The following is a 16,605-nucleotide window of genomic DNA, read 5'->3' as shown; positions in this document are numbered from 1 at the left end:
AACATCCTTTCTTTTCCCGATAATGCGCAGACACGGCGCAAGCCATTGAAGGATTGATTTTAACAAACTCTGCATCAGGCGGCGGGGTAATCATCAGTATTTATAATATCATCCGCACAGAAAATCAGCGGGCGCAGGACAGCGGTGGCAACGTATCTCCGGCCGAAAAAGCGCGTTGCCGAATGCCCCTGCAGAATTTACGCAACATGACAAAAACTGACAATAAAATAGAAAATCTTTTTATTTCAATTCACAAACGAGAATTAACCGTCTCTTTTTCCTTACCGGTTCAACGATTCCTTTGATTAATTTATCCGATCTTGTGCAAATCCACTGACTAATATTATTAAGTCGTAACATAGTTAAATTTATTATTGATTTTATGTTTTTTCATGTTAAATATTGCAGCCGGCAATAAGGAATTAAGGAAGTCCGATGCTTTGGAAAAATACCCCCGACCGTTTCGGTCATCTGTTTATTTTGATCCACTGGTTGGTTGCTCTTGTGGTGTACGGCATGTTTGCGCTTGGCTTATGGATGGTCACGCTGGGCTATTACGACGTGTGGTATCACCAGGCGCCGGAGATCCATAAAAGTATCGGCGTATTGCTGTTTATCGTGATGGTGGTGCGCGTTGTCTGGCGTCTGATTTCTCCACCGCCAAAACCGCTGGCCAGCTATTCCCGCATTACCCGCGTCGGTGCCGTACTGGCGCATCTGGCGCTGTACGTCATTCTGTTCGCTATTCTTATCAGCGGCTATCTGATATCCACCGCCGACGGCCAGGCGATCAGCGTGTTCGGCTGGTTCGATGTTCCCGCCAGTATCAGCGGCATGGGTGCACAGGCCGATACCGCCGGTACGATTCACCTTTATCTGGCCTGGACCGTTGTCGTACTGTCGGTACTGCACGCTCTGGCCGCGCTTAAGCATCACTTTGTGGATCGTGATGTCACTTTGAAACGGATGCTGGGTCGCAGCGCCGATTAACCTCTTGGAATAATGGAGATAACCATGTTGAAAAAGACCGTATTAGGCCTGACCGCAGGCGCACTGTTACTGAGCGCCGGTTCCGCGCTGGCCGCCGACTACAAAATCGACAAGCAGGGGCAGCACGCCTTCGTTCAATTCCGCATCCAGCATCTCGGCTACAGCTGGCTGTACGGCACCTTCAAAGATTTTGACGGCGCCTTCACTTTCGATGAGAAAGACCCTTCCAAGGATAAAGTCAGCGTCACCATCAACACCGCCAGCGTAGACACCAACCATGCGGAACGTGATAAGCACCTGCGCAGCGCCGAATTCCTCAACGTGGAAAAAAACAAGCAGGCGAAGTTTGAATCCACCGAAGTGAAAAAAGACGGCGAAGGCTACGCCGTAGTCGGCAATCTGACCCTTAACGGCGTCACCAAGCCGGTTACGCTGGACGCCAAGCTGATTGGCCAGGGCAACGACCCATGGGGCGGCTACCGCGCCGGCTTTGAAGCCAACGGTAAAATCAAGCTGAAAGACTTCGGCATTACCACCGATCTCGGCCCGGCCTCACAAGAGGTTGAACTGATCATCTCCGTCGAAGGCGTTCGCGAAAAGTAATAAAAAACAAGGGCGCGGTATAACCGCGCCCTTCTGTTATCCCCATCCGGCCAGGATTATTCGTCTTCCGGCGCCGGAATATGCATGGTGGTCTGCAACAGCCCTTTCGATTTGTTGAAGATCTTCACGCCGTTCTCCCGCCCGGCGCGGCGCGCGCGCTGCTCTTCGCGGGGCAGTTTCAACTCTTCACGACAGATCTCGCTGCAACAGCCCTCAAACTTGGCGGCACAGCTCGGGCACTGGATAAACAGCAGATGGCAGCCGTCATTTTTACAGTTGGTGTGGCTGTCGCACGGCGCGCCGCACTGATGGCAGTGAGCGATAACATCATCCGAAATTCGCTCACCCATACGCTCGTCGAACACGAAGTTCTTGCCGATAAACTTCAGCGGTAACCCCTGCTCTTTTGCACGACGGGTGTACTCAATGATGCCGCCTTCCACGTGATAAATATTTTTAAAGCCTTTATGCAGCATATAGGCGCTGGCTTTTTCACAGCGGATGCCGCCGGTGCAGTACATGACAATATTTTTGTCTTTCTGCTCCTGCAGCATTTCCACCGCCATCGGCAGCTGATCGCGGAAGGTGTCGGAAGGCACTTCGATAGCATTTTCAAAATGCCCCACTTCGTACTCATAGTGGTTGCGCATATCGACAAACAGCGTATTCGGATCGTCAATCATCGCATTGACCTGATCGGCCTTCAGGTACTCACCCACGTTAGAGGGATCGAAGCTGCCGTCGTCGATACCGTCGGCAACAATGCGCTCACGCACTTTAAGGCGCAGTACCCAGAAGGATTTACCGTCATCTTCCAGCGCGATGTTCAAACGCACCTGATCCAGCGCCGGATGTGCAGCAAACAGCGCCGTTTTAAACGCCTCAAAATTATTCTGCGGCACGCTGATCTGTGCGTTGATGCCCTCTTTCGCCACATAAATGCGGCCAAACACCTTCAGTTTTTCAAACTGAATGTACAGGCTGTCGCGAAAGGCTTTGGGATCATCGATGGTAAAATACTTATAAAAAGAAACCGTGGTGCGCGGCTCGGTTTCAGCCAGCATGCGCGCCTTCAGTTCCTCATTGGAGATTCGGTTATGTAACACTGGCATGGTGTACGTTCCTGTTCTTTCTGAGGTGAGTTATTGCCGCGCCCCCCTTCCGGGGCCGCGCGCGGCGCACATCATACCTGAAAATATCCGGCAGCACATCATGAACTGCCCGGCCATCTTTGCGGCTGCTAAACTTGATGCAGTTCACAAATCCACATGTGGATAGTGTGAGCACGCTATTCAATGCGACCTGAAAAGAGGATATCAATGAGCCAGTTATTCAAACCGATTTCCCTTGGGAAACTCAGCCTGCCGAACCGCATCATTATCGCGCCGATGTGCCAGTATTCTGCCGAACAGGGCGCCGCGACGCCGTGGCATACCATGCACCTCGGCAGCCTGGCCATGTCCGGCGCCGGCCTGCTGATTGTCGAAGCAACGGCGGTATCGCCGGAAGGGCGCATTTCGCCGCAGGACCTGGGGTTGTGGGACGACGCCACTGAACAGGCATTGGCCGAGGTCGTCAATGCGGTCAAACAGCACGCCACTATGCCGCTGGGCATTCAGTTAGGCCACGCCGGACGTAAAGCATCCACCGCAGTGCCCTGGGAAGGCGGTGGCCAGATAGGCCAGGCAAACGGCGGCTGGCAAACTATCGCGCCCTCCGCAACGCCGTTCCATCCCGACGACGAAGCACCGGAGGCGATGAGCCTGTCGCAAATCGCCCAGTTGAAGCAACAGTTCGTCGACGCGGCCAAACGCGCCGATCGCCTGGGCTTTGAGCTGATTGAGCTGCATGGCGCCCACGGTTATCTGCTGCATCAGTTCCTGTCGCCGCTGGCCAACCAGCGCGATGACCAGTATGGCGGCTCACTGCCCAACCGTATGCGGCTGCTGCTGGAGATTTTTAGCGAGGTACGTGCGGTATTCCCGGCGCACAAAGCCGTCGGCGTACGCATCTCCGCCAGTGACTGGGTACAGGACGGCTGGGATGAGCAACAGTCGGTAGCGCTGACCAAGGCGCTGAAAGAGCTGGGCTGCGACTATATTCACGTCTCCAGCGGCGGCCTGTCACCGCAGCAGCAAATTCCCGTCGGCCCGAATTATCAGGTGCCCTTCGCCGAGACCATCAAGCGCGAGGGTGGCCTGCCGACCATCGCCGTTGGTTTAATCACCGAACCGGAGCAGGCCGAGGCGATCGTCGCCACCGGCCAGGCCGATATGGTGGCGCTGGCGCGCGGCATTCTGTACAACCCGCGCTGGCCGTGGCACGCTGCGGCCAAGCTGGGTGCAAAAGCCAGCGCGCCGCCGCAGTACTGGCGTTCAGAGCCTCACGTGCTGAAAGGGCTGTTCAGCAACGGCTAAGCGCGCTCCCCTGAGGCAACATCATTCGGCCGTTAGTCAGGCTAATGGCCGAATTCTCCCCCCTCCGCTATCGCCAAACGCGGGAAAATACGCCACAGAGCGCACCATAACCTAATTCAGGATTTTCCTGTCACGCCAGAAAATGCCACAATAACTGCCATTACCGGCAGAAAATGATACGCGTGCACAGAGTCCATTCGGGCAACGGACCATGCTAATTCGCTGTTATGACACCAATAATTACCAAAAAGCTGAGAATACATGACACAACTTCCTTCGTTTAATCGTTCCCTGCTGCATCCGCGTTATTGGCTAACCTGGTTTGGCATTGGCCTGTTATACCTGCTGGTACTGCTGCCTTATCCCGTCATCTACCGCCTCGGCACCTCGCTGGGCCGTTTCTCCATGCGTTTTCTGAAGCGCCGCGTGGTCATCGCGCAACGGAATCTGACGCTGTGTTTCCCGGATATGCCGCAGGCGGAGCGTGATGCGCTGGTAGTGAAGAATTTTGAGTCGGTCGGCATGGGCCTGTTTGAAACCGGCATGGCCTGGTTCTGGCCGGACTGGCGCATCAAACGCTGGTGCCGCCCTGAAGGGCTGGAACATATCCAGCAGGCACGCGACAACCAACAGGGCGTTTTGCTGATCGGCCTGCATTTTTTAACGCTGGAATTGGGCGCCCGTATTTTCGGTATCTATAACCCCGGCATCGGCGTTTATCGCCCGCATGACAATAAGTTGTTGGACTGGCTGCAAACCTGGGGACGGATGCGCTCCAACAAATCGATGCTGGACCGCAAAGATATTAAAGGCATGATCCGCGCGCTCAAACAGGGCGATATCATCTGGTATGCGCCGGACCACGACTACGGCCCGCGCAGCAGCGTCTTCGCTCCGCTGTTTGCCGTAGACAACGCCGCCACCACCACCGGCAGCTATATGCTGGCGCGGATGGGCAAACCGGCGATTATCCCCTTCGCTCCACGTCGTCTGCCGGATGGCCAGGGTTATGAGTTACTGATTCAGCCAGCGGTGGAAGATTTCCCACTGGACAGCGAACTGAGCGCCGCCACCCGGATGAACCAGGTGGTGGAACACGGCATTCTGCTGGCGCCGGACCAATATATGTGGCTGCACCGCCGTTTTAAAACCCGCCCGGAAGGTGAACCCTCGCTGTATTAAACATGACCCGCCTGACGGCGGGTTTTTTTATGCCTGATGGCTTGAGCCGCGGGCGAAACAGTGTGAAGGTAAAGGTTTCGAACCTACGCTAACCGTGGAGCGCATCATGTATATTGTCAGTCTGACCTACCATCGCCCGATTGAAGAAGTCGACAGCCATCTTGAAGGGCATATCGCCTGGTTGAAAAAATATTTCGCCCAAGGTGATTTTATTGCCGCCGGGCGTAAAAACCCGCGCAACGGCGGCGTAATCCTCGCCAAACAGATGGCACGTTCACAGCTGGACGCCATTCTGGCGCAGGATCCGTTTACCGCGGTGGCGAACTACGAGGTGACCGAACTGGCGGTAACCGCCGCCGGCGAAGATTTCAGCAACCTGCTCAACCTGTAATTCTCCCTCCCGCGCCGCTCAGCGCGGGATCGCACCCTGTTTTATTTTTGAAACTTTATTTTATTTTTCCGTCTCTCCGTCCCGAACACATTTGAAGTCCGCGCATCGAAGGCGCATACTGAGCAGGCTAACTTTTTTGCCTTGGCCGCAGCGCCATCGCCTGCCTCTTCTTCTGCTGTTACGGTAACCCATGGCTCCGGTATCAGAACCTATTAACTGGAAACGCAACCTCTTCGTCGCCTGGCTCGGCTGCTTTCTTACCGGCGCCGCCTTCAGCCTGGTCATGCCCTTTTTACCACTCTACGTCGAATTGCTTGGCGTCTCCGGGCATGAGGCGCTGAACCTGTGGTCCGGGCTGGTGTTCAGCATTACCTTCCTGTTTTCCGCCGTCGCCTCGCCTTTCTGGGGCGGACTGGCCGACCGGCGTGGGCGCAAACTGATGTTGCTGCGCTCCGCGCTGGGCATGGCCATCGTGATGGCGCTGATGGGTATGGCGCAAAACATCTGGCAGTTTCTGGCGCTGCGCGCGGTGCTCGGCCTGCTCGGCGGCTTTATTCCCAATGCCAACGCGCTGATCGCCACCCAGGTGCCGCGCAACCGCAGCGGCTGGGCGCTGGGCACCCTCTCAACCGGCGGCGTCAGCGGTGCATTGATCGGTCCGTTGATCGGCGGCCTGTTAGCCGACCAGTACGGCCTGCGCCCGGTGTTCTATATCACCGCCGCCGTCCTGTTTATCTGCTTTATGCTGACGCTGTTTTTCGTCAGGGAACAGTTCACCCCGGTACAACGGAAAGATATGCTGCACGCCCGTCAGGTGTTTGCCTCGCTGAAAAACCCCAGATTGATTTTGGCGCTGTTCGTGACCACCATGATTATTCAGATCGCCACCGGCTCTATTGCACCGATCCTGACGCTGTACGTGCGCGATTTGGCCGGCGATATCCATAACCTGGCGTTCGTCAGCGGGCTGATCGCCTCCGTGCCCGGCGTTGCCGCGTTAATCAGCGCACCGCGTCTGGGGAGGCTGGGCGATCGCATCGGGCCGGAACGTATTCTCGTCTGTATGCTGCTGTTCTCCGTATTGCTGCTGATCCCTATGGCTTTTGTGCAGACGCCATGGCAGCTGGCGGTGCTGCGTTTCCTGCTGGGTGCCGCCGACGGCGCCCTGCTGCCTGCGGTTCAGACGCTATTAATCTACAACAGCAGCAATCAGGTGGCCGGGCGCATCTTCAGCTATAACCAATCCTTCCGTGACGTCGGCAACGTCACCGGCCCGCTGCTCGGCGCGGCGGTTTCCGCCAGCTACGGTTTTCGGGCGGTATTCGGCGTGACGGCGCTGGTGGTGATGTTCAACGCGCTCTATTCGTGGCGCTGTCTGCAGCGTCGTCCCAAACGCCCGCAGGAAAAACAGCTGCAAGAAGAACCATAATCCGCAGCCCGCACTATTTTTTATCATTAGCGGCCATTTTCAGCACTTTCATTATTCATGGCGTTTCGTCGCCGCTGATCGCCAGTCGCGATAAAGAAACCACCTATCCAATTGTTTATAAAAACAATTAAAAAAACTGCTCAATAAACGCCCTGTCAATCACATTTACCGCTTTGCCAACATAAAAACTAAAAAAGTAGATGTTTGTCGACTTTTCATCTAATAAATGGGATACAGGTACTAGACAAAACCAACAGTCGATTATCAAATGGCTGAATAATATCACGCAGAGTGCCTGCACTCTGCTAAGTGAAGAAAGGGTCGCGACGCTTTCCACGGCATACGGGCGTTGCGGCCGCGGTTTTGTCCGGTAACCCGCTTTTGCGGAATTATCACGCTTAACAACATATACATACCACACTATAAGCCGGTGCAATCGGCAGACTTTATTGGGAATACGTTATGCAATCCTCTAGCAACCAACAAGAAAGCCGGACCTTTTTCGGCCATCCATACCCGCTCGGTTCACTGTTCTTCACCGAAATGTGGGAACGCTTTTCGTTTTACGGCATTCGCCCGCTGCTGATTCTGTTTATGGCCGCCACGGTTTATGAAGGCGGAATGGGACTGGCGCGCGAAAACGCGTCGGCTATCGTCGGTATCTTCGCTGGTAGTATGTACCTGGCCGCACTGCCCGGCGGCTGGCTGGCCGATCACTGGCTGGGGCAGCGCAAAGCCGTCTGGTACGGTTCGATTCTGATCGCTCTCGGCCACCTGTCGATAGCCCTGTCCGCTATTATGGGCAACCCGCTGTTCTTTATCGGCCTGATGCTGATCGTGCTGGGCTCCGGGCTGTTCAAAACCTGTATCTCGGTGATGGTCGGTACGCTATATAAGAAAGGCGACGCCCGCCGCGACGGAGGGTTCTCGCTGTTTTATATGGGCATCAATATGGGCTCATTTATCGCGCCGCTGATTTCCGGCTGGCTGATCAAATCGCACGGCTGGCACTGGGGCTTTGGCATCGGCGGTATCGGTATGCTGGTGGCGCTGGTGATTTTCCGCATCTTCGCCGTGCCGGCAATGAAACGCTACGACAAAGAAGTGGGGCTGGATTCTACCTGGAACAGTCCTGTCGTGAAGAAAAACGGCGTGGGCACCTGGCTGGGAGCCATCGCGCTGGTTATCGTGGCGCTGACCATGCTGGTCGCCAACGGCACGATCGTGATTAACCCGGTGGCCGTCGCCAGCATGCTGGTTTACGTCATCGCCGCTTCTGTGACGCTCTATTTTATTTACCTGTTTGCCTTCGCCGGTTTGAACCGCAAAGAACGCGCCCGCCTGTTGGTGTGCTTTATCCTGCTGGTTTCGGCCGCCTTCTTCTGGTCCGCCTTTGAGCAGAAGCCGACCTCGTTCAACCTGTTCGCCAATGACTACACCAACCGCATGATCGGTGATTTCGAAATCCCGGCGGTCTGGTTCCAGTCCATCAATGCGCTGTTTATTATCCTGCTGGCGCCGGTATTCAGCTGGCTATGGCCGGCGCTGGCGCGTAAGCAAGTCCAACTGAGCAGCATCACGAAATTTGTGATTGGCATTCTGTTCGCCGCCGCCGGTTTCGGGCTGATGATGATGGCCGCCCAGCACGTTCTGAGCAACGACGGCGCCGGCGTATCTCCTATGTGGCTGGTGGGCAGTATTCTGATGCTGACGCTGGGAGAACTGTGCCTGAGCCCTATCGGGCTGGCGACCATGACGCTGCTGGCGCCGGAGAGAATGCGCGGGCAGATGATGGGCCTGTGGTTCTGCGCCAGCGCGCTCGGCAACCTGGCGGCCGGCCTGATCGGCGGCCATGTGAAAGCGGACCAGCTGGACTCACTGCCGGAGCTGTTTGCCCGCTGTTCCATCGCGCTGCTGATTTGCGCCGCCGTGCTGACTCTGCTGATTGTGCCGATTCGCCGCATGCTGGCCAATACCAAAACCAGCAGCGAGCAGCAACCGGCCACCAGCGTCTGATCGCTCTGAGTTTTCGCACCGGCCGGCGCATTACGCGCCGGCTTTTTTATGCCTGCCACGTCTGCCGTTGCAGTACGACACGATAACCATCCAGATCGGCGAAAGTCTGACCGTTAATATCCCAGTACGGGTTATAGGCGCTAACCCGGTTAAAGCCCGCCGCCAGCATTTGCCGGCACTGCGCCTGCCATTCGGAGGCATCTGGCAGGTAGAACACCAATAAATTGTCCTTGCTTGGCGCATGCCCCGCCGATTCCCCGCGATGATGGGTAAACTCGAGGTGATAGGCATGGTGCGGATGCCCCAGCATCACACCGTCAAAACCCTGATGATCGTAAAACTCCCCTAACCGGCTAAATCCCAGGCCATCGCAATACATGGCCGCAATAGGCTGCAGCCGATCGGTGGGCCGTGCTATACGCAGAACGGTATTTTTAGGCAGCATGGTTTCTCCTCAGTAAATACTCCGTCACCGGCCTGATGGTATTAACAAAAAACCGCAAGTGAGTGATTATTGTCGCCAGACTACTATGCTCAGGTAAATAATGGCTGTCCGGGAAGACGTTTATCTGGAAAACCTCACCTTTCATCCGTCAAATGACGCTAACGTTCGAAAAAAAACAAAATTAACTTCAATAACCATTTTAATCAAAGCATTACATAAAATATCTTGATTCCAGCTCAGCCATCTCTATTAAGTACGAATGAGCGCAGCTCATTTTTTCCTTTATTCCCCCTCTCATTACACCCTTACCCAATATAACGTCGCCAGCGGTAACATAAAAAATAATGCATAAAAAATTTGCATCCTGCGCGACGGCGACAACAATTAATTTTGACGCCTGTCATCCAGCTTCAGCCCCTGAAGCTCGCCAACCCAACACACTGTGACCGGAGACGATTATGGACCTGTATGACACGCTGGAAGAAGCGATTGAAGCAGCGCGCGAAGCCTTTATTGAGTCCACCGACGGGGAAGGTGACGAACCGCCGGCGGCGCAACAGTTCAATTTGCAAAAATACGTGATGCTGGATGGTGATATCATGTGGCAGGCGGAGTTTTTTGCCGAAGAAGGCGCGTCGACGGAGTGCCTGCCGCTGCGCAGCGGCGCCGCCGCCCAGGCCATTTTTGCCGGCGACTATGACGACATAGAGATCCGCGAAGAGTGGCTGGACGAAAACACCCTTTATGAATGGGACGACGACGATTTCCAACTGGAACCGCCGTTAGATACCGAAGAGGGGAAAACCGCGGCCGACGAATGGGATGATGACCGCTAACACGTCCATAAGCACTCAGCGGCTGCGACAGAATTGAAGGAGCGACAATGATCATCAGACCGGCCCAGCCCGCCGATTACCCCGCCATTCTCGCGCTGCAGGCGCAAAACGTGCCGGAGCATCTCAGCGCTGAACGGCGGCGACAAGGATTTATCGTTTCGAAAATGGATGAAGCCCAGCTTGCGCACATCAATACGGAGCTAGGCATTCTGGTGGCGGACGCGGAAGGACAACTGGCCGGCTTTGTCTGCCTGACGCAGGCGCATATGCAGCCTCGCCCTGAGGTCGTCGACGCCATGCTGGCCGCACTGGACGCACAGCACTTTGACAACCGGCCGATTCAGCAGCAGCGCTATTTTCTCTACGGCCCGGTTTGCCTGGACCAACGCTGGCGCGGCAAAGGGGTGCTGAAACAACTGTTTGCGGCGGTAAAAAACCATACGCGGGCGTCGTTCGATCTGGGTATTTTATTTATTGACGACGCTAACCCGCATTCGCTCGCCGCCCATCAGCAAGGTCTGGGTATGACGGTGGTAACGACATTTACCTGCCGGGGCAAGCGCTATTCCCTGCTGGCATTCGCCACCCGCTAAATAGCTGCGCCTAATACCGCTCCACTTTTGCCAGGCCATGTTTTCCTCCGGGGAATGGGCTGGCGGTTTCCATAAAATGCCGTACCTTTTTCAGCAGTTGCCACATTGAACGGCATTGATGGTTGCGCGTTATCGTGTTGTGCAACGCCTGCCATAACCGCTCAACGTGATTCACCCACGGCGAGTAAACCGGCTGATAAATCACCCTGAACTTCGGGTTCTCCTTCAGCCAGCGCTGGGTTTCCCGGCTTTTGTGGATAATGTAGTTGTCCACGATCAGCGTGATGGTTTTCGCCCGCCGGTACGTCGCTTTAAGCCGCTTCAGCAGGCTGATGAACAGCGCCGAACTTTTACTGTTGCCGCCCACGTAGCTGACTTTGCCCGTGCCGCAGTGCAGTGCTCCGGCCAGATAGTATTTTTCGTTCTGTCCCGGCGTCACCACGCGTTTTTGCTGCCCGCGTAGCTGCCAGTCCGCACCGATTTTGGGATTAAGATGGATATCCACCTCATCTTCATAAAATACCGGATGCTCTGCGCTGCATTCGTCCAGTGCTTTGTGGATTGCCGCCATCTTTTCATCCTTATGCGGGTCACGGATACGCAGAGTTGGCGCGGCCCTGCGCCATACCATCCCGGCCGATGGCAGCCAGCGGCGAAGGGTCCCGGCATGTAACTGACATCCGGTTATCTCATTGATTTTTATTGCCAGCAATTCGGTACTCCAGCGTGAACGCTGATAGCCAAAATCACCGGGAGTGTGTTTTATCAACTCACGTAATAACGTGCAGATATGCTCAAAAGGCCAGCGACGGGAACGCCCTGCGGGGAGTGATTTGAGGCCTTCAACACCTGACTGCGTGAACCAGTTAATCCAGCGTCCGACGGAGGAACGGGCACAGCAGAGCGTTCTGGCAACGTCGATGACGCGGTCACCCCGATGTAGCATCAGCATGGCAGTCAGCCTGCGGGCATAATTTTTATCGTGCGTTTTATGGATTGCTTTCTGCATCAGGCGTCGTTCGTCACGGGGAATAGGTGCTATGATCGGCATCGCTCAGTCCGGTTAGTGATTTGGGATATTCAGCGATTGATCAGATCGCACAATCCGGACTGAGTTCCCTCAAAGTGATCTACTATTCCGCGCAGCTATTTAGGCAGGCTACTCATAAGGCCCGTGCTGCGCGTCAAACGGCAGCATAAAGGTATCCACCACCATCGACAGCGGCACATCAATCACCGTCAGATAGCGCCAGGGCGTGTCACGCAGGTCCCACTGTACGCCCGGGTAATATTGATGGCCATGGCCGGCACCGGGCACCGTACGGCTGATAATACTGCCGCAGCCGGACAGCGTCATGACGCCCAGCGTTAATAACGCCACCCGCAGCAAGAAACCTGTTTTCACTCTCTTAACCTATCCGTCGCCTGATAATACCGGCGCGCAGTGTAACATGATGACCGGCACACAGAATGTCAGCATTATGTAAGCGCCATAAAAAAAGGACGCGTAACAACGCGTCCTTCCGTTAGGCATCCAAACCGGCGCTTAGCGCTGCCCGGCCGGATGAGCCTGCGCATTATGCGGTAACTGCTGATAATACGTCCGCCAGCCCTCACCTTCCGGCTGCTGCCAAACGCGCTGATGCAGGCGGGAGAGTGCCACCGGATCGCTGAGCAATTCCAGACGCTTCAGTTTTTCCAGTTTTTCCGGACCAACCTGCATCGCCTCATTGACCCGCTCCTCACGAGCACGCTCAATCGCCGCGCGCAGATGGTGACGCGCCGTCGCCATCGCTGTTGCCAACGCATTGAAGGACGGGTTCACCACCGCGTGCATAAAGCCGTCACGCAGCGCACGAGCGCGGTTCTGCTGCAGATACTCCTCGGTCGCCACCAACACTTTCGGCGGCGAGTACTCTTCCGGGATCAGGAACAGCTTGCCACGCTTGCTCTTCAGGCCGAGCGTCGCGCGGCTGGAGAGCACCGACACGAACGGCGACAGAATCAGCGAGAATACGATCGGCGCCAGCCACCACAGGAAGCGCAGATCCAGCCACGCCATGCCGCCGGCCCAGACCAGACCCAACAGCATTTGCGAACCGTGACGTTTGAACGCTTCGCCCCACGGCGTATCGTCATCGTCACGCTGCGGCGAATTCCACACCACTTCCCAGCCGAGGAAGGCACTGACCACAAACACGGTATGGAACAGCATGCGCACCGGCGCCAGCAGCACCGAGAATAGCATTTCCATCAGCATCGAGATCAGCAGGCGGAATGCACCGCCGTATTCTTTCGCGCCCTTCGCCCAGATCAAAACGACGCTGAGCAGCTTCGGCAGGAACAACAGCACCAGCGTGGTGGAGAACAGCGCTATCGCCAGCTCCGGACGCCACTGCGGCCATACCGGGAACAGCTGTCTCGGCTGCAGGAAGTACTGCGGCTCCATCAGCGTATGCACCACCTGCAGCGCCGTCGACAGGGCCAGGAACATAAACCACAGCGGCGCAGACAGGTAAGACATCACGCCGGTCAGGAACACCGCGCGGTGCACCGGGTGCATGCCTTTCACCAGGAACAGGCGGAAGTTCATCAGGTTGCCGTGACACCAGCGGCGGTCGCGCTTCAGTTCATCCAGCAGGTTAGGCGGCAGCTCTTCATAACTGCCCGGCAGATCGTAGGCGATCCACACCCCCCAGCCGGCACGGCGCATTAGCGCGGCTTCGACGAAGTCATGGGACAGAATCGACCCGGCGAACGAACCTTCACCCGGCAGCGGCGCCAGCGCGCAGTGCTCGATAAACGGTTTGACGCGGATGATCGCATTGTGGCCCCAGTAGTGGGACTCACCCAACTGCCAGAAGTGCAGACCGGCGGTAAACAGCGGCCCGTAGACCCGCGTCGCAAACTGCTGAACGCGCGCATACAGCGTATCCATACCGGAGGCTTTCGGCGCAGACTGAATGATGCCGGCGTTCGGGTTGGCTTCCATCAGACGCACCAGCCCGGTGAGGCACTCGCCGCTCATCACGCTGTCCGCGTCCAGAATCACCATGTAGCTGTAATCACCACCCCAGCGACGGCAGAAATCATCGATGTTGCCGCTTTTACGCTTCACACGACGACGACGACGGCGGTAGAAAATACGCCCGTGGCCGTCAACATCGCGACACAGTTCCATCCAGGCTTTCTGTTCCGCGACGCAGATATCGGGATCGTAACTGTCGCTCAGCACGTAAATATCGAAATGATCCAGCTGCCCGGTCGCCTTGACCGACTCGTAAGTCGCACGCAGACCGGCGAAAACGCGTTCAACGTCTTCATTACAGATCGGCATAATCAGCGCGGTGCGGTGTTCTGGGTTAATCGGCTCATCGCCCTTGATGGTGGAGGAGATGCTGTATTTATCCTTGCCGATCAGCAGTTGCAGGAAGCCCATCAGCGCCGTCCAAAAGCCCGCCGATACCCAACAGAACAGAATGGCGAACAAAATCAGGATGCCGGTTTGCAGTACATAAGGCAGCAACTGCAGCACCGACTGCATCAGATCCTGGTCGAGCATGGCGATCGGGTCGATCAGCGCCCAGCCCTGATACGGCAGAATGGTTTTCATATACCAGGTGGCGATACCGGTTTGCACCAACATCAGCACCAGCAATACATAGCGGCGCATGGAGCCCGCGATACGCCAGCGGTTTTCCGCGTCGGCCTCTTCTTTGCTGGCGTGACGATTGTGCGGCGATCGGCCCAGCAAAGAGTCCCAAAAGCGCGCCACCGGGTTGGTGCGCCAGGCTTCCGGAAACATGCTGGTGCGTTTGATCGGCGGCGTCGCTTTCAGAATGGCGCGCCCTTCCGCATCGGTATCAAAGTTTTCGTCGTCAACCGCATCCGGCCAGGCGTTTTCAATGCGGCTTTTAACCGAAGCCAGCGCGATATCGTCTTCCGGCAGCGTGGCGACGTTAGCGTCTTCAGCACCCATCTGGCGGTGCAGCGCTTCCAAAGACTGGCCGCCATCGGCGGCCAGTTGCTGATTGAGCGCCTCTGACCGCTCAGCGGTCAGAGGCATTGCCGCAAGATAATCCTGGGCAGTTTGAGTAGACTTATTCATTGGCAGGTAGCTGATAGCTCCAGGTTTCCGACAGGGTCTTATCACCATTAACCAGTGCTGCACGCATTTCTACAGGTTTCTTGTCGTCTTTCACTTTCACACGCAGCGTCAGACGCCAGCCTTTAGTCACTGGGTTATAGCGAACGTTGTTTTCCACCATTTCACCGTTATCACCGACACTCACCTGTGAAGCCACCGGCGTTTTCTCATCCAGGCCTTTCAGGACCGGACCGACGAAGTCCACCAGGAAAGCAACGCTGCCGTCCGGCTCGCGAATCAGGTTGGACTGCTTCACATCGCCGGTGGAGCGCATGGTCTGGCTCACATAGGCAATATCCTGTGAATGCAGTTTGTCCTCATCACGGGTGAAGTGCAGGCGATAGTTCAGCGCCAGCGGCGTTTTGGCATCCGGCAGCACGTCCGGCGTCCAGAAGGCCACGATATTATCGTTGGTTTCATCAGCGGTCGGGATCTCCACCAGCTCAACCTTACCCTTGCCCCAATCACCGCGCGGTTCAATCCAGCCGCTCGGACGCTGATCGTAACGATCGTCCAGATCTTCATAGTCTTTGAAGTCGCGACCGCGTTGCAGCAGACCAAAGCCTTTCGGATGCTCGACGGTATAGGTGCTGACGGACAGGTGCTTCGGATTATTCAGCGGACGCCAGATCCATTCGCCGTTGCCGGCATGAATCGACAGACCGTTGGAATCATGCAGCGCCGGACGGTAGTTCATCATCGGCGATGGCTGGTTCGGCCCGAACAGGAACATGCTGGTTAATGGCGCAATACCCAGCTTGCCCACTTTATCACGCAGGAACACCTTGGACTGTACGTCCACCACAGTGTCGCGGCCCGGATAGACCACAAAACGGTAGGCGCCGGTAGCGCGCGGTGAATCCAGCAGCGTATAAATCACCAGGTGTTTGTCGCCCGCCTTCGGCCGTTCGATCCAGTATTCGCGGAAGCGTGGGAACTCTTCGCCGGAAGGCAGCGCGGTGTCGATCGCCAGACCGCGGGCGGACAGACCATACACCTGATCTTTACCCACCACGCGGAAATAGCTGGCGCCCAGCATGCTCATGATTTCATCGTTCTTATCCGCACGGTTGATCGGATACAGCACTTTGAAACCGGCAAAGCCCAGGTTCTTCACCGACTCGGGATCGTGTTTCACCGAGCCGAAGTTGAAGTAATCCGGGCTATATTTAATCTGTTTGACCGTGGTCGCGGTGACTTCGTTGATTTTCACCGGCGTGTCGAAGTACATGCCCTGATGATAAAACTCAAGCTTGAACGGGGTTTTCAGCTTGTTCCAATACGCTTTATCGTGATTGAACTGGATCTGTTGGTAGTCCGCAAACTTCATGTCGCGGAACTGAGAAGGAAGGTTGCTCTTCGGCGCTTCAAAACGCTTTCCTGCCAACTCCTGCGCCTGCTTGGCGACATCATCAAGCGTAAAGGCCCACGCCTGCGAGCTGAACAGCGTTAACAACACGGTGGCACCTAACCAACGAACGCTCACGGCGCGTGGTTGTCTGGATAAAATATTAACTGGCACATCCCCCCCTATTCGTGTGCTCAAATCATTTAAA

At 56.0% G+C, this 16,605-nt stretch carries 15 protein-coding genes; 9 read left to right on the top strand and 6 right to left on the bottom strand.

From position 1 onward, the window contains the following. Positions 1-435 precede the first annotated feature (435 nt). Positions 436-990, top strand: a complete 555-nt coding sequence (locus CLM71_RS09045; RefSeq protein ID WP_105230717.1) for a cytochrome b — start codon at positions 436-438, stop codon at positions 988-990. 24 nt (positions 991-1,014) lie between these two features. Beyond that, complete coding sequence (locus CLM71_RS09040; RefSeq protein WP_105230716.1) at positions 1,015-1,593, top strand: YceI family protein; 579 nt, start codon at positions 1,015-1,017, stop codon at positions 1,591-1,593. Between the two features lie 56 nt (positions 1,594-1,649). Here CLM71_RS09040 and CLM71_RS09035 read toward each other — a convergent pair whose 3' ends face one another. Then, the gene (locus CLM71_RS09035) at positions 1,650-2,705 is read right to left on the bottom strand and encodes a rhodanese-related sulfurtransferase (protein WP_105230715.1); all 1,056 of its coding nucleotides are present in this window, start codon (positions 2,703-2,705) and stop codon (positions 1,650-1,652) included. A gap of 207 nt (positions 2,706-2,912) precedes the next feature. Here CLM71_RS09035 and CLM71_RS09030 point away from each other — a divergent pair, with 207 nt between their 5' ends. From CLM71_RS09030 to CLM71_RS09010, 5 genes are all read left to right on the top strand, one after another. Continuing rightward, a complete protein-coding gene (locus CLM71_RS09030) occupies positions 2,913-4,010 on the top strand; it encodes an NADH:flavin oxidoreductase/NADH oxidase (RefSeq protein ID WP_105230714.1) in 1,098 nt (365 codons plus the stop codon). A 261-nt stretch (positions 4,011-4,271) separates the two neighbouring features. After that, positions 4,272-5,192, top strand: a complete 921-nt coding sequence (locus CLM71_RS09025) for a Kdo(2)-lipid IV(A) acyltransferase (protein ID WP_105230713.1) — start codon at positions 4,272-4,274, stop codon at positions 5,190-5,192. 106 nt (positions 5,193-5,298) lie between these two features. Beyond that, a complete protein-coding gene (locus tag CLM71_RS09020) occupies positions 5,299-5,583 on the top strand; it encodes a YciI family protein (protein ID WP_105230712.1) in 285 nt (94 codons plus the stop codon). Between the two features lie 190 nt (positions 5,584-5,773). Further along, positions 5,774-7,012 carry a multidrug efflux MFS transporter MdtG gene (gene mdtG, locus CLM71_RS09015; protein WP_105230711.1) on the top strand — a complete coding sequence of 413 codons (1,239 nt, stop codon included), beginning with the start codon at positions 5,774-5,776 and terminating at the stop codon, positions 7,010-7,012. Between the two features lie 462 nt (positions 7,013-7,474). Continuing rightward, complete coding sequence (locus tag CLM71_RS09010; protein ID WP_105230710.1) at positions 7,475-9,028, top strand: peptide MFS transporter; 1,554 nt, start codon at positions 7,475-7,477, stop codon at positions 9,026-9,028. A gap of 46 nt (positions 9,029-9,074) precedes the next feature. On the opposite strand, the gene CLM71_RS09005 is transcribed toward CLM71_RS09010, so the two are convergent. Beyond that, on the bottom strand, positions 9,075-9,473 hold the full coding sequence (locus CLM71_RS09005) for a VOC family protein (protein WP_105230709.1): 399 nt from the start codon (positions 9,471-9,473) through the stop codon (positions 9,075-9,077). A gap of 458 nt (positions 9,474-9,931) precedes the next feature. On the opposite strand from CLM71_RS09005, the gene CLM71_RS09000 reads away from it, so the two are divergent. Further along, positions 9,932-10,309 (top strand): MysB family protein, encoded by a 378-nt coding sequence (locus tag CLM71_RS09000; RefSeq protein ID WP_105230708.1) that lies wholly within the window; start codon positions 9,932-9,934, stop codon positions 10,307-10,309. A 47-nt stretch (positions 10,310-10,356) separates the two neighbouring features. Further along, positions 10,357-10,902, top strand: coding sequence for a GNAT family N-acetyltransferase (locus CLM71_RS08995; RefSeq protein WP_105230707.1), 546 nt, complete (start codon positions 10,357-10,359; stop codon positions 10,900-10,902). 10 nt (positions 10,903-10,912) lie between these two features. Here CLM71_RS08995 and CLM71_RS08990 read toward each other — a convergent pair whose 3' ends face one another. From CLM71_RS08990 to CLM71_RS08975, 4 genes are all read right to left on the bottom strand, one after another. Then, positions 10,913-11,953, bottom strand: coding sequence for an IS630 family transposase (locus CLM71_RS08990; RefSeq protein ID WP_004966524.1), 1,041 nt, complete (start codon positions 11,951-11,953; stop codon positions 10,913-10,915). 108 nt (positions 11,954-12,061) lie between these two features. Continuing rightward, positions 12,062-12,307, bottom strand: a complete 246-nt coding sequence (locus CLM71_RS08985) for a YceK/YidQ family lipoprotein (protein ID WP_105230706.1) — start codon at positions 12,305-12,307, stop codon at positions 12,062-12,064. A 141-nt stretch (positions 12,308-12,448) separates the two neighbouring features. Then, positions 12,449-15,010 (bottom strand): glucans biosynthesis glucosyltransferase MdoH, encoded by a 2,562-nt coding sequence (mdoH, locus tag CLM71_RS08980; RefSeq protein ID WP_105230705.1) that lies wholly within the window; start codon positions 15,008-15,010, stop codon positions 12,449-12,451. After that, positions 15,003-16,571, bottom strand: coding sequence for a glucan biosynthesis protein G (locus CLM71_RS08975; protein ID WP_172606289.1), 1,569 nt, complete (start codon positions 16,569-16,571; stop codon positions 15,003-15,005). Before CLM71_RS08975 ends, mdoH begins: the two co-directional genes overlap by 8 nt. Positions 16,572-16,605 lie beyond the last annotated feature (34 nt).

It is taken from the genome of Serratia sp. MYb239 (assembly GCF_002966855.1).
GTDB lineage: Bacteria > Pseudomonadota > Gammaproteobacteria > Enterobacterales > Enterobacteriaceae > Serratia_B > Serratia_B rhizosphaerae.
Note: the sequence above shows the minus strand (reverse complement) of the source record. Positions and strands in the feature narration are given on the sequence as shown.